This window comes from Candidatus Polarisedimenticolia bacterium (assembly GCA_035764505.1).
Taxonomy (GTDB): Bacteria; Acidobacteriota; Polarisedimenticolia; order Gp22-AA2; family AA152; genus AA152.
In genome coordinates this window covers 71,281-84,542 of sequence record DASTZC010000215.1, presented here as the reverse complement: position 1 = coordinate 84,542, position 13,262 = coordinate 71,281, and the positions used below count along the sequence as shown (strand labels likewise).

Sequence of the window (13,262 nt, the reverse complement as noted above, 5' to 3'; positions counted from 1 at the left end):
GGCGCGTCTCTGGGGTGCGTGGGCGGGAGTCCTCGCGGCCGCTCTGGCGGCCTTCGAGCCGAACCTGGTCGCCAATGCCTCTCTCGTGACCACCGATGTGGGCGCGGCGCTGTTCATCTTTCTCACCCTCTATTTCCTCTGGGAGTATTCGCGCGCCCCCGCGTGGGGAAAGCTCCTCGGAGCCGGGGCGTCGATGGGGTTGGCCCTGGCCAGCAAGTATTCGACCGTGATACTCCTGCCGATCGCGGCCGCCGTCATCCTCGCCTCGGTACTGTTCTGCGGCGGCGATTTCGGTCTTCCCATCCGCCGCGATCGGCGGGCGACCTCCTCGTCGCCGGCCGCGACGGTCGCGCTCGGACGGACGATCCCATTTTTCCTGGCAATCCTGGCGATCGCCGCCGTGATCCTGCCGGGGGTCTACTTCTTCCAGGGATACTCCACCTGGTGGGATGGCCTGCGCCGCGTCCTGGCCCACCAGGAAGGGGGACATAAGGCTTTCTTCCTGGGGGAATACTCGACCGAGGGATGGCTCCTCTATTTCCCGGTGGCGTTTGCCATCAAGACGCCCGTTCCCACGCTGCTGCTGATTGCCGCCACGCTCTCTCTGGCGCGGCGCGGAGAAAAGCTGTCGCGCCGTGAGGTCGTGTTCCTGCTCCTTCCGGTGATCCTCCTCTTCCTGGCGGCCATGCAGGGGAGGATCAACATCGGCGTGCGCCACATCCTGCCGGTCTATCCGCTGCTGTTCGTGCTCGCGGGACGTCTCGCGACGCTGCGGGTCTCCCCGGCCTGGAAGAAAGGGCTGGTGCTGGGCGGGTCGGCGGCGCTGACGGCGATCTCGTCGCTGGCGGTGGCGCCGCACCAGCTGGCCTACTTCAATGAGCTGGTCGGAGGTCCCACCGCCGGGCCGCGTTACCTGAGTGATTCGAACATCGACTGGGGGCAGGATCTCAAGGGGCTGAAAGCCTACATGGATCGGGAAGGGCTGCCGATGATCTACCTCGCCTACTTCGGCAACTCACCGCCGGCGGCGCTGGGAATCCGCTCCCAGTACGCTCCCGCTTTCGGACAGCTGGACCGACCCGGGATCGACGTGCTGCCCGAAGGGAGCGCGCGCGAAGTACTGGCGATCAGCGTCTGCGCGCTGCAGTCGGTCCATCTCCAGGACAAGGATCTCTACGCGTGGCTGGCGGGGCGCCGGCCGGTCGCCCGGATCGGCTATTCGATCTACGTCTACGACCTCACCGGCGATGCCGCCGCCCATCTGGGACTGGCGCGCACCTACCTGCGCGCCGGTCCGCGCGAGCTGGCGGTTCCGGAGCTGGAGAAGGTCTTGAAGATCGATCCCTCGAACTCTGAAGCCTTGCGCCTGATCGCATCGCTGCGCGCCGCAGGCTGATTCGCGCTGCGCCGTTGGGGGCTGAACCCGGACAGGGTCACCGTTGGACGCGACGGCGAAAATTCTTGAGTGCTCCAACCGGACAGGGTCACCGTTGGACGCGACGGCGAAGAGCGGCCGCGCGTCAACGGCCGACACTTGGCGAGTCTCATGGGGCGGGGGTCGGGGTTTCCTCGCTCGTCTTCAGAGCCTGCTCGAGGTTCTGCCGGTAGCCCGGCTCGCCCGGAGCCAGCTGCACGGCCCGCTGGAAAGCGGCCACCGCCTCGTCGCGGCGCGCCATCGCCAGGAGATTGGCGCCTAGGGAGTTGAGCACCGGCGCCGATTCCCCCCGCTCCTTCAGGAACCGCTGGTAGAGCTCGACCGCCTCGGGGTGCCGGCCCGCGCGATAGAGGGCGTAGCCGAGGTTCAGGACGGCGCGCGCATCGTCCGGGCGGATGGCCAGGGCGGCACGATATTCCTCGATCGCCTCCGTGAGCCTTCCCGACGCGGCGAGAATTCCCGCGAGGTTGTAGCGCGGATCGGACCAGTCGGGCGCCAGGCGCGCCGCCTCGCGATAAGCGGCTTCCGCCCTTGCATCCGAGTGCTCCTCCAGGAAGACCCCCCAGTTGAACTGCGCCTTGGGACTCGAGGGAGCGTCGCGGGAGGTCGCCAGGGCGAAGGTGCCATCGTCTTGCCAGATGCTGTTGCGTGCCACGGTCCGGGCCGAGCCGGCCAGCAGCACGAGGACGGCAGCTGCCAAGGCCGTCATCTTGCTGCGACCTCGCCATTCTCCCCACAGCGCGCCGGCCGCCACGCAGAAGCCGGCGGATGGAAGATAGAGCAGCCGCTCGCCGAAAATCGTTCCGATCAGGAAGAAGAGATTCGAAACCGGCAGGATGGCGATGAGCAGGAAGGCGATTCCCCACGACGCGGAGCGCAGCCGCGTCCAGGCCAGAGCCGCCGCGGCGACCAGTATAAAGATGAGTGCCAGGACCGCGACGACCCGCGGGTCGAGCAGGCCCGCCGCCGGACGGATCTCCGTGCCCGCATAATCGGCCGACAGTCTCAGCGGATAGACCAGCAGCTTCAAGGTGCCACCGAGAGCCACGAGCGCGGTGGACAGCGCCGCCCCCGGCGGCAGCGCCACGAGCGGATTGTCGAGCGGCCGGATGTCGCTCCTGGCCACCGCTCCCAGAACCTCGTAACGAATCCCGAGAACGAGAAGCGCCGCGAGCGCATAGAGCGCAAAGGGGGCCGCGCGGGCTCGGCGCGAGACAGCGCGCGCCGGCGGGAAGGCGATATCGGTGAGCAGGGCAATCGCGGGAAAGATCAGCGCGCCTTCCTTGGAAAGCGAAGCGGCCAGGTAGCAGCTCGCGGCGCCGAAGGCGAAGGAGGCTCCGCCCTTGCCGTGCATGATCGCGTGATGCAGCTTCAGCGCGGCCAGAAAAAAGAGGGCGGCCAGCAGCTCCGAGCGACCCACGACGGGCGCCACGGCCTCGGTATGCACGGGGTGTACCGCGAAGATCAGCCCCGCCGCCCAGGCGGCTGCCCGGCTCGTCCCGATCGAGAGGGCGATGCGGAAGACGAAGAAGCTGACGCAGCCGTGCAGGAGAAGGTTGACGAGGTGGAACCCGGACGGAGCCGCGCCGGTGAGCCGCCGGTTCAGCGCCAGGCTGAGAACGGTGAGGGGGCGGTACAGCTCCGGCACCGAATCCTGGCGCGTCGACCAGTAGCCCGAGGTGAAGATGTCCCCCAGGCGCGAAGCGTCGTTGACCAGGGCGTTGTTCGCCACCAGCGGCTTGTCATCGTTGACGAAGCCGTTTCTCAGCGTGTTGCCGTAGAGAAGAAGGGCCAGGGCGAGGAAGAGAGCGAGCGGCAGGAGAAGGGACCGCGAGAGAGGTTCGCCGCCCCCGGCGCTCCGGGATGGCGCGCGCTTTGGCTGCCCCATCCAACCTCCCGTCAATCGCGCCGCGAAGCCTATCCCACCGGCAGATCGCTATCAACTTGCCGCGTTTTCCCGCCCTGGCAGGTGTGCTAGCATCCGCCGATGCCCCAGCCTTCCGCCGCGACTTCCCGCGGGACCATCTTCGAGCTGTTGCTGCTGGCGCTGATTCTGGCGGGCTGCTTCGTCTTTCCCGTTCTCCTGATGCGCGGCAAGTCGGCGACCTTCGACGAGGTGGCGCACCTGCCGGCCGGCTATTCCTACCTCCGCACTCAATCGGTCAAGATCAATCCCCAGCACCCGCCGCTGATCAAGGAGCTGTGTGCCCTGCCGCTGCTGTTCATGGATCTGAAGCTGCCGGTGGACGAGCAGGCCCTCAGAACGGGAAACCCGTCCCTGGTCTACCAGTGGAGATTCGGAAAGCAGTTTCTCTTCTCGCAGGACGCCGATCGGATTCTCTTCTGGGGAAGGGTACCGGCGGTCCTCCTGTCGCTGGGGCTGGGGGTGCTGATCGCGTTATGGTCGCGGCGGCTCTGGGGGATTTGGGGGGCTTTGCTCGCGACCGCGCTCTACCTGCTGGACCCGACGATCACGGCGCATGCCCAGCTGGTGACCACGGACGTAGGGCTTGCCTTCTTCGCGACGCTGTTCTTGTTCGTCCTGAGAGGCTACCTCGAATCGCCGTCGCGCGCCCGGCTCGCCCTGGCTGGAGTGACGCTGGGCCTGGCCCTCGGCGCCAAGTTCTCCGCCGTGCTCCTGGTGCCGATGGTCCCCGTGCTCCTGGTCGCCGCAGCGCTCCCGCGGCGCGAGGCAGCTCCGCCCGCCAAGCAGGAGGCGGCGGCTCGTGGCGGCAAGCGCAAGGGAAACCGCTCGCCCGCGGCCGCGCCGAAGGTGAGCGCGTCGATCGACTGGCCCCGGCAGGTGCTGATTCCTTCGGCCGTGATGCTCGTGGGGGCCTTCTTCGTCGTATGGGCCCTCTATTTCTTCGCTCCCGATCCCTTCATCTATTTCAAGGGAATGGCGACGGTGAACCGGGACCACGATCCCAATTACTTTCCCTACCTGCTGGGAGAGACGCACCCGGGGCGCTGGAACTCCTATCTGCTGATCGCCTACCTCGTGAAGACCCCGCTTCCGGAGCTGCTCCTGCTGTTTGCCGCAATCTTCCTCTTCTGCGCGCGGCGCGAGGCACGCGCCCCATGGCTGGACGAAGCCTTCCTGATCCTTCCCGGACTCGGCTTCTTCCTCGGTTACTCCTTCACCGCGGACAACCTGGGGGTGCGCTACCTGATCCCCTGCTACCCCTTCTTCATGATCTTCGCGGGCCGGCTGGGAAGCTGGGCCGGGGCGGCGCGCGTCTGGGCGAAGGGAGCGCTGGCCGCGCTGCTGTTGTGGATGGCCGCCGAGTATGCGGCGATCTGGCCGGATCATCTCAGCTACTTCAACGAGATCACCGGCCTGCCGGCGCGCGGCGATCTCTGGCTGGACGATTCGAACCTCGACTGGGGACAGGGGCTGATGCAGCTGCGCGATTACCTGCGCGCCAACCCGAAGCAGGATTTCCGCCTCTGCTATTTCGGCAGCGGCGATCCTGCCTATTACGGCATCGGCGGGCGGTCCATCAGCGTGCAGAACCTCGCCGCGCCCCCCGAGCCGGGGACCTATATTCTCAGCGCCCACTGCGTCGCCCGGGCGCGCGCCGAGATGTCCCGGGCCTACGGCGAAGGGGCGCGCAACTGGCTCGCCACGACCGCGCCGAAGCAGGTGATCGGCCACGTCTTCCAGATCTACGAGATACGCTGAATCGGGAGGGGGTTAGTGTCGCGTATCGACGGCCGAAAGGTTACGTGCCGTTCAGCCGCCGGCCGTTTTCTGGACGGTCGGCTGTAAGGGCAGTATTAGTCGGCGTGAATCAGGACGGCGGTAACGTTGTCCCAGCCGCCGTGCTCGTTGGCGAGCGCCACCAGCCCGCGGCAGGCTTCCTCGAGGTTGGTTCCTTTTTCCTCGACGACCTGGAGGATCTCGGCATCCTCGGCCATCGAGCTCAATCCGTCGGAGCACAGCAGCACGAAATCGCCGCGCTGCAAGCGCGTCTCGGAGAGGTCCACCGTCAGCTCCTCGGCGCTTCCCACGGCCCGTGTCAGGATGTTGCGGGCGGGATGGCGCTCCGCCTCGGCCTTGCTCATGAACCCCTTCTCCACCTGCTCGTTGACGAAGGTATGGTCCCGGGTGAGCTGCCGGATCTGGCCGCCCCGGATCAGGTAGGCGCGCGAATCGCCGACGTGGCCGATATAACAGGCGTCGTCGTGCACCACGGCGGTGACCACGGTGGTGCCCATGCCGCGATGCTCTTCCTTGATCTGCATGTGCCGGACGATCTCGCGGTTGGCGAGCTGGATGGCCGCCTGAATCCGGTTGCCCCCCTCCGACAGGCTCTGGTCGAACTCGAAGGGCCAGGTGATCTCCGAGTCGGTGTCGGAAATCCGCATGAACTCCTGGATCGTCTGCACCGCCAGGCGCGAGGCGACCTCGCCCGCCGCGTGCCCGCCCATGCCGTCGGCGACGATGAACAGCCCACGCTCCAGGTCGATGTGGTAGGAGTCCTCGTTCCCTTTGCGCTTGCGGCCCACGTCGCTGAGGCCTGCGGCCGTCGTCTTCATCCGATCCTCGCGCGCTCCTCTCGTTCCTGGGTGAGCTCTTCGAGCTTCAGCCGGGCCGCCTGATTGGTGGGCTCCTTGGAGAGCACCGCCGTCAGCTCCGCGACCGCTTCCTTGACCTCATTTCCTTCCGCCAGCATGTAGGCCAGGTTCAGCCGCGCGACCAGGTAGTCGGGATTGTACTCGATGGCCTGGCGGAACTCCGCGATCGCGGCCGGCCGCTGCCCGAGCTCCCCATAGGCGACCCCCAGGAAGTTGTGCACGTCCGCGAAGCGCGGGTTGAACAGCACCGCCTGCTTGAGATCCTCGGCGGCCGGCTCCAGCCGCCCCGCCTGCAGCGCCTTCAGCCCGCGGCGGTAATGATAAGCGAAACTCTGGGGCCGCCGCTGGAAGGCGTCCCGCATGCGCTCGGCGGTCTCGGCCAGATCGCCGCGCGCCGCCGCCTCCTGCGCCTGGCGGAAAGGATCCTCGACCATGGCCAGGGTGATGGCGCGCACCCTCTCGAACGACTCCATCGCCTCCGCCATGCGGGCGCAGGAGAGCAGCGTGAAGGCGAGATGGACCTGGGCCTCCAGGTAGGAGGGGTGGAGCTCGACGGCGCGCCGCAGGCTGGCCACGGCTTTTTCCAGGTCTCCCAGCCGCACGTAGAGCATGCCGATGCGGAAGTGAATGTCGGGATACTCGGGGGAGTCGGCGAGCGCCGTGCCGTACGATTCGATGGCGCGCGGCAGGTCGCCGGCCTCCTCCGCCAGCTCGCCGGCCGTGATGTGGGTCTGGGTCAGGTAATAGCGCGTCATCCGCAGATCGGCCTCGTCGAGGCGCTCGGGATTCTGCAGGGCCTTGGCGAAGAACTCGATCGCCTGCTTGAACTCGTTGCGATAGAAGTGGTAGATGCCCGACTTCAGGTGATAGTTGCCCAGCTGGCTGCGGACCGATTGGAGAAGTCTCATTGGGGTCGGTTCCTCATTTCTTCTTGCCGAGCTTCTGCGGTTGCGTGCGCAGCTCGTAGAGGCGCTTGGAGGAGCGTCGGATCACCTCGGGGATGTTCTTGTCGTTGGAGAGGTTCTTCAGATCGCGGTTCACGAGCCGGTTGAGCATCGTCAGGGAGATGCCGGTGGGGCTGCGGGGGTTGCGCGCCAGGGCCAGCGCCACGCCGTATGATTTCGTCCACTCGCGATGGTTGCCGATGATGCGCAGCACCTCGTCGTGGACGTTGCGAAGATTGGCGAAGCTCTCGATCTCCTGATCGCTCAGCTTCGGGCTCTTGAGCACCGTGGCGGCGACCAGCCGGCTGGGATCGCGGACCAGGATGGCGCGCTCCTCGGAGTTTCCCTTCACGGCGGCCTGAATCTTCTCGGCCACCGACATCCGCACGATCCGCTGGAACAGGGGAGTGTGGCGCAGCGCGTCCTCGGCCGCCTGCTCTTCCGGGGTGAGCGGCACCTCGAGCATCGGCGCGGCGGCCTCCGCCAGGCCGGCATCGATCTCCGGAAGCGCCTCGGCGGGGTGAGCTTCGTCGGCCGGGGCCCGGGTGGGGAGGATGTAGGTGCTGGCGCCGGTCCCGAGGACGTGCTCCTCCAGCTCGACGATACGCCGCCTCGATTCGCGCGACAGAGCGGGGTTGGCCTTGAGGCGCACGACGATCTCCGGGTTGGAGGCCAGCCGGATCTCGTTGCGAACGATCTGGTCCAGGACCGCCGCGTGCGAGCTCTCCGCCAGTCGCAGGAGCAAGTCGTCGGGAGCGGACGGGTTGGCGATCAGGGAGCTGAGGAGCGCGGGAGGCGTCTGGATCTCGTAGCCGAAGTGCTCGAGGACCGGCACCGGAGTCGAGGGATCGCGCAGGATGACGTCCAGGACGTCGGCCGGCGTGGCCGCCAGCGTCTTGCGCGACTCGGTCGAGATCTCCGCGTCGAGGTCGGTGCACAGCTGCACCAGGGCGACGATCAGGTCCTGCCGCGGCAGCGGCAGAGCGCCGCGCGCGGCGGCGAGACGCAAAGGCCGCGGGGTCGCGGGGTCCAGGACCCGGTCGAGGAGAGGGTGCGCGCCCGCCGGCGCCGGCTGGGAGGTCACGAAGGCTCCCGGTCATCGGAGCAGATGTCCCGAGTCTGCTCGCGGTTCAGAGGAAAGTTGACCAGCTCGGTTCCGCGCTCGCCCAGGGGCATGCAATCCTTGCCGTTGACCCTGACGAGGAGCGCCCCGGCGTTCGAGGCGCTGAGGAAGGCCTCGGAGGCGCAGGAGATCGACACCGTTTCTCCCGGCATCAGCTCGCGTGACAGCGTTTCCACCCCACCGCAGTAGAGCGAGACGTCGGTCGTCTCCGTCGTGCTCAGGAACAGCGCCAGGCGCCAGGGGGCCCGCTTCTCCAGGTGTGCCGGCTCTCCGGGAGCAGCGCCGGGGGCGGGGCGTGCCTCTGCAGGGCCGCTCGTTGTCTCGGGCTCCGCGGCCATCTCGGCGGGGCCCGGAACGCTTCCCGCCGGCTGTGCCGGCGTCTTCGCCTCGGCGCCCCGGGGCCGCAGCAATCCGGCTTTCTGCGCCGGCTCGGCCTCGGCCGGCTCTTCCCGGTCCATGGCGGGTGCCCGGGCGCTCAGCAGCCAGGCCCCCGCTGCGATCACCACGACCGCGGCGCCCAGCGCCGCCAGGACGCCGCCCGAAGGCCGCCGGCGCGAGCGGCTTTTCGCCAGCTCCTGCCACGCGATCGGGATGGCGTTTTCGGCCATCGCAGCCTCCACCCGCCGGCGCGCTTCGGAGGCTCCCGGCAGGTGCGCGACATCGTAGAGATAGGAGCTGACCAGCGCCTCGGGGTCCAGCTCCAGGAACTTGGCGTAGGCGCGGATGAACCCCTTGTTGAACAGCCCGCCCGGGAGCCTCTCGAGATGGTTGGATTCCATGGCCTCGAGGTGGCGGACGCCGATCTTGGTCGCTTCAGAAACCTCGCGCAGCGAGATCTTCCGCTTCTCGCGCTCCCGCTTCAGGGTTTCGCCGAATGTCGTGGTCGCCATGCGTTCACGCGCCGGATAGGGATGTTAGGAGACGACTTTTTTGGTGTCAACGGTCCCATTGCGCGCCTTGAGAATCTGCCGCGCGGTCACGCGGACCAGCCGCGGCGTGGTGGGCAGCGCGATGATTTCCTTGAGGTCCTCGCCCGAGAGACTGTCGAGGAAGCGCAGGCAGACCTTGGCCGGCGTCGCCGGGTTGCGCAGCAGCGCCATGCGGATCGGATGGCGCTCTCCCCAGCGCGGGCTGGAGCCCACCGCCGAAAGGGCCGCCGGCGCGGCGCGCTCCTCGACGCACACCGCGACCACGTCTTCCATCGTGACCCGCGGGTTGGTCAGCAGGGCCGCGATTACGTCGGGATGGAGGTCGGAGCGCAGCGAGGGGATGATCGCCGGAGCGGCGATGCGCGACAAGGCGATCTTCTCGCCCACCGCCATCTCCTCGATGCGGTTGCGCAGGAGCGATTCCGCCGCTCGCTTGACGGCCGGGGTCTGCAGCGCGTCCTCCACCACCCGCGCCAGGTCGCGCCAGCCCAGGAAGTGCATCAGGTTCAGCTTGAGCGTGCGCGCGGTGTTGCGGTGGAAGACGATGCCGCGCTTGACCTCGTAACGGGAGAGCCAGAGCTTGTGCGAGGCGATCCCCTGGATGAGGGCGGCCGGCAGGGCCGGATTGGACAGAATCGCCTCGAGGTGCTCATCGCCGAAGTGGGGATTCTGCACGGCGCCGCGCAGGTATTCGACTTCCGAGCGCCCCAGCTTCAGCCGGAGCTCTGAGCTTCCGGCGGATTTTGCTTCAGAGAACAGGTCGGCCGACATCTCACTCCTCGAGGGAAGCCTCCAGCGCTCGAATATAGGCCAGGTCACGGGGAAATCAAGAAGGGAAGTCTCTTTATTTGAAAGGCTTAGCGGTCAAATTCGGGCGCGGTCGGAAAGCGGCGGGTACTGCCCGAAAAAGGCGTGGGAAAGCCGGACCGCGGCGTGATGGGAGCCGCCCGGCCGGCGGCCCCTCAGCTCAGTTCTAACTGATGGGAACGAAGACGTTGGTGACGAGCTGCGATTCAGCGGTCATGCCCGGATCGCTGACATACTCGTCCCAGGGACTTTCCGACGGCTCGATGCCGCTCGCCGCCATATAGGCCAGGAGCTTTTCGTAGGTTGCCGCCAGCTCCCGGTAAGGGCCGGTGTGCACCACCTTGAGCGCCTTGCCCCCATAGGTCTGTTTCACTTGCACCGCCGAGTCAGGGGGTATCTCTTTCTCGGGGGGCCTGTCCAGGGGAATCGCGGCGTCGAACTCGTATCCGGAATCCCCCCACTTGCGATTGATGGTCTGCACCGGCGCGGCCTGCTTCAGCCTGCGGGAGGCCATGAACAGGTTCACCTGGGCATACGACTCGCCGATGGTGCGGGCGATCTCCGACTCGTCCTTGCGGCAGGTTGCGGAGACATAAGCCACGGTGGTGGGGGAGACCTGTACCTCCTCCACCTTGAGGTCCGAGAAGTCGGCCTTCGGCATCCCCTCGGCCAGCGTTTTCAGCGACGCCAGTCCCTTCTCGTAGTCGCTGCCGACCATCTTGCCGATCATCAACCCGAAATAGCGGCTCAGCGGGTTCGCCCCGAGGTCGGTATCGAATCCCCAGACGACGCGGGTGCCGCTGCCCTCTTTGGTGAGGGTGAACAGCGCCGTGGCGGTCCCTTCGCCCGCGAAATCGAGGCGGGTCTTCACCGAGGAGAATGGCGTGCTCTCGATGATTTCCTGCTTGCCCGATCCCACTTTCTTCGGATCCCCCTTCCAGCTCAGCGACGAGCCGACGCCGGTAGCCGGCCCCGCATAGGCGTACTCGGCAGCCGGATCGAGGCCCGCCCAGGGGGACCAGCGGTTGAACATCTTGAAATTGTTCAGCACGGTATACAACGTCGCCGGCGTCGCCTCGATGAGCGCGGTGCGCTCGACGTGCACCTGGCGCGGCAGGAGGAAGCCGACGCCGGACAGCAGCGCCACCAGGACGACGAGTCCCAGAACGATCTTCTTGAACAGGCGCATGGAATGACCTCCCTGGGGAAAGGAATCGATGGGGGAGCCAACCCTAGCTCGACCTCGCGGGGCGCTTCAACCCCTGGAGGACCAAGGTGGCGATCACTTCGCCGCTCGGGACGAGTGGTAGCGCCAGCGCGCGAGGCCCGATTGCCATTCGAAGTAGAGGCGCCTTCCCCAGCGGAGCACCGCGCTCCGGTCGCGAATCCAGAAGGGAAAACGGAAAATCTCCGGGTTGAACGATTCCTTGAAACGACCGATGGAACTGCCGGGGGCTCCCGGCAGGTGCAGGTAGGAGGCGTTCAGGCGGCTCGAATGGCGCATCGCCTCCCAGTACAGGAGGTTGTTCGGGCACATTGCGTTGAAGGGCGGCGCCGAAGCCTGCGACCAGGCATAGACATCGGTTCCATCGCTGATGAACACGGCCGCGGAGGCGAGGGTGGACCCGTGCAGGATCTCGACGCCGAAGGCCTTTCCGAGGGGGAACAGGGTGTCCCAGAGCCGCTTGAGGCGGGCGCCGTCGTAGGGCGGCGTGGTCCTCTTCCTTCCGAAGGTCGCGGCGACCAGCTCGTAAAGAGGATCCAGGAATCCGCCGTCGACGGCGAGACGACTGCTCAGCCCGCACTTCCAGGCCTTGCGGACGGCTGTGCGGCAGCGCTGCTCCAGTCGGTGCCACATGGCATCGTCGTCCGGCCCCAGCGGGATGCGATGGGTGTCGCTGAACTCGAAGCGATATCCCAGTCCCGGGGGCGGATGGCCGAGAGTCTGGCTGACGAACTCCCAATGGTGCACCCCGCCCTGAGCCAGCGCCCGCTCCGCGGCCCCCATCAAGCGATCGGCGTCTCCTTCGTGATAGAGCGGACCCATCGACACGGTTCCCCAGCCGCGCAGGGGAGAGCCGAAGATCCGAATCGGCCCCTTGCGCACCGTCAGGCCCGGCCAGAGCGCGCGCTCACGTCCCTTCGCGTCGACGATGCGCAGCACGACCGCCTGGCCTCCCTGCTCTTTTTCGAGATAGCGCAGCCAGGCCGTCTCGTGGAAGATCGATTTCTGCGGAAAGCCGACGATCCTCTGATCCCATCTGGGAAAGTGGCTCAGCGGCACCATCGTCCCGCGCAGGGGAGGAGACCCGTTGCTCATCGGCGATCTCCCGGGTTCCGTCCCGGGCGCGCTTCGGCGCGATCAGCGCTGCCGCCCGGTGCGCGTCCGAACGCCAGCAGGTTCGGCCCCAGCACCAGGCGGCCGGCGGTCATCCGGTAGGCGCCGCCGGAAACCGCGCCGATCGACCATTTGAAGAGCGACGCCACCCGGCTCGTCCCCGAATCGGGCTCCACAAATACCGGCGACGGCTCGACCCATGTTCCCACCAGCCCGGCTTCGCGATAGGCAAAACGCAGGCTCTTCGGCGAGAAGCATTGCCGGTATTCGAACCCGCTGTTTCCCGCCGCAGGCTGGGCCTTGCCCAGCGCCTGCTTGAGCCACACCTGTCCCACCTCGGCCCGGCGGTCCACCTCACGCACCACGAGAATGCCTCCCGGCCTGAGGACCGAGCGGGCCCGCGCCAGGAAGGCGAGAGGATCGGGCACGGTCCTCAGCGCGTCGAAGAAGGTGACGGCGTCGTAGCTTCCCGCCGGCAGGGCGACTTGCTCGAACAGTCCTTCATGGATGGTCGCGTGGGTGAGATCCCGCGCCGCCCGCGCGGCGATCGCGGAGGGCTCGACCCCTTCCACCGCCCATCCGAGCGAGGCGGCCTCTTTCATGAAGATTCCGATGCCGGCGCCAAGGTCCAGCAGGCGTCCCCGCCAGGGACAGACTTCCGAGATGCGGCGGGCGATTGCCGCCAGTCCCGACCGGCGCCGCTCGTGCAGCTCCTTGATGGCGCTCTCGGCGTAGTAATGCTGCTCCCAGTCGGCGGCGGCATCCGGCGAATCCTCGATATCGCGCCAGGCCACGTCGCACCCGGCACAGACGCGGTAGCCTCCCGCTCCTGGCGAGGAGACATCGGCGCTGCGCCCGCAAAGTACGCAGCGTGTCCTGCGCTCCACTGCTGAGAGCATCCCGGCGATCATGACCGCATGCCTTTCGCGACCGCCTTTCCCGGCGGCGGTTTGTTTTCGAGCCTCCGCGGCAATGATCATCCTCCCGGCAAGTCGTCGAGATGACGCGGGTCCGGCCTTGTGGATAGAGAAAAGAGGGCGGCCCTGTACGGGACCCAGGAAATGGCTCGAAGCGATTGGAACCCGCCGGCTTGGGGGTTGTCAAG

11 protein-coding genes are annotated in these 13,262 nt (G+C 67.2%); 2 read left to right on the top strand and 9 right to left on the bottom strand.

Translation table 11 applies throughout. The features are described from left to right. The coding region (locus tag VFW45_14335) for a glycosyltransferase family 39 protein (GenBank protein HEU5181963.1) at positions 1 to 1,396 on the top strand (1,396 nt) is incomplete at its 5' end. 148 nt (positions 1,397 to 1,544) lie between these two features. Here the strand turns inward: VFW45_14335 and VFW45_14330 are convergent. After that, a complete protein-coding gene (locus tag VFW45_14330; protein HEU5181962.1) occupies positions 1,545 to 3,323 on the bottom strand; it encodes a tetratricopeptide repeat protein in 1,779 nt (592 codons plus the stop codon). A 99-nt stretch (positions 3,324 to 3,422) separates the two neighbouring features. Here VFW45_14330 and VFW45_14325 point away from each other — a divergent pair, with 99 nt between their 5' ends. Then, the gene (locus VFW45_14325; GenBank protein HEU5181961.1) at positions 3,423 to 5,120 is read left to right on the top strand and encodes a phospholipid carrier-dependent glycosyltransferase; all 1,698 of its coding nucleotides are present in this window, start codon (positions 3,423 to 3,425) and stop codon (positions 5,118 to 5,120) included. Positions 5,121 to 5,215: 95 nt separating this feature from the next. On the opposite strand, the gene VFW45_14320 is transcribed toward VFW45_14325, so the two are convergent. From VFW45_14320 to VFW45_14285, 8 genes are all read right to left on the bottom strand, one after another. Next, positions 5,216 to 5,977, bottom strand: coding sequence for a Stp1/IreP family PP2C-type Ser/Thr phosphatase (locus VFW45_14320; GenBank protein ID HEU5181960.1), 762 nt, complete (start codon positions 5,975 to 5,977; stop codon positions 5,216 to 5,218). Further along, on the bottom strand, positions 5,974 to 6,924 hold the full coding sequence (locus VFW45_14315; GenBank protein ID HEU5181959.1) for a tetratricopeptide repeat protein: 951 nt from the start codon (positions 6,922 to 6,924) through the stop codon (positions 5,974 to 5,976). Before VFW45_14315 ends, VFW45_14320 begins: the two co-directional genes overlap by 4 nt. Before the next feature lie 13 nt (positions 6,925 to 6,937). Further along, a complete protein-coding gene (locus tag VFW45_14310) occupies positions 6,938 to 8,044 on the bottom strand; it encodes a hypothetical protein (protein ID HEU5181958.1) in 1,107 nt (368 codons plus the stop codon). Continuing rightward, positions 8,041 to 8,973 (bottom strand): helix-turn-helix domain-containing protein, encoded by a 933-nt coding sequence (locus VFW45_14305; protein HEU5181957.1) that lies wholly within the window; start codon positions 8,971 to 8,973, stop codon positions 8,041 to 8,043. The genes VFW45_14310 and VFW45_14305 overlap by 4 nt, the downstream gene beginning before the upstream one ends. 24 nt (positions 8,974 to 8,997) lie before the next feature. Then, a complete protein-coding gene (locus VFW45_14300) occupies positions 8,998 to 9,783 on the bottom strand; it encodes a hypothetical protein (GenBank protein HEU5181956.1) in 786 nt (261 codons plus the stop codon). A 202-nt stretch (positions 9,784 to 9,985) separates the two neighbouring features. Beyond that, positions 9,986 to 11,008 carry an SRPBCC family protein gene (locus tag VFW45_14295; GenBank protein HEU5181955.1) on the bottom strand — a complete coding sequence of 341 codons (1,023 nt, stop codon included), beginning with the start codon at positions 11,006 to 11,008 and terminating at the stop codon, positions 9,986 to 9,988. A gap of 93 nt (positions 11,009 to 11,101) precedes the next feature. Beyond that, the gene (locus tag VFW45_14290) at positions 11,102 to 12,139 is read right to left on the bottom strand and encodes a GNAT family N-acetyltransferase (protein HEU5181954.1); all 1,038 of its coding nucleotides are present in this window, start codon (positions 12,137 to 12,139) and stop codon (positions 11,102 to 11,104) included. Beyond that, positions 12,136 to 13,056 (bottom strand): class I SAM-dependent methyltransferase, encoded by a 921-nt coding sequence (locus tag VFW45_14285; GenBank protein HEU5181953.1) that lies wholly within the window; start codon positions 13,054 to 13,056, stop codon positions 12,136 to 12,138. Before VFW45_14285 ends, VFW45_14290 begins: the two co-directional genes overlap by 4 nt. Positions 13,057 to 13,262: the final 206 nt, after the last annotated feature.

Bases quoted from the DNA above. Each gene is read 5' to 3' on its own strand.
- VFW45_14330 (HEU5181962.1), bottom strand. From the start codon at position 3,323: ATGGGGCAGCCAAAGCGCGCGCCATCCCGGAGCGCCGGGGGCGGCGAA.
- VFW45_14325 (HEU5181961.1), top strand. From the start codon at position 3,423: ATGCCCCAGCCTTCCGCCGCGACTTCCCGCGGGACCATCTTCGAGCTG.
- VFW45_14320 (HEU5181960.1), bottom strand. From the start codon at position 5,977: ATGAAGACGACGGCCGCAGGCCTCAGCGACGTGGGCCGCAAGCGCAAA.
- VFW45_14315 (HEU5181959.1), bottom strand. From the start codon at position 6,924: ATGAGACTTCTCCAATCGGTCCGCAGCCAGCTGGGCAACTATCACCTG.
- VFW45_14305 (HEU5181957.1), bottom strand. From the start codon at position 8,973: ATGGCGACCACGACATTCGGCGAAACCCTGAAGCGGGAGCGCGAGAAG.
- VFW45_14300 (HEU5181956.1), bottom strand. From the start codon at position 9,783: ATGTCGGCCGACCTGTTCTCTGAAGCAAAATCCGCCGGAAGCTCAGAG.
- VFW45_14295 (HEU5181955.1), bottom strand. From the start codon at position 11,008: ATGCGCCTGTTCAAGAAGATCGTTCTGGGACTCGTCGTCCTGGTGGCG.
- VFW45_14290 (HEU5181954.1), bottom strand. From the start codon at position 12,139: ATGAGCAACGGGTCTCCTCCCCTGCGCGGGACGATGGTGCCGCTGAGC.
- VFW45_14285 (HEU5181953.1), bottom strand. From the start codon at position 13,056: ATGCTCTCAGCAGTGGAGCGCAGGACACGCTGCGTACTTTGCGGGCGC.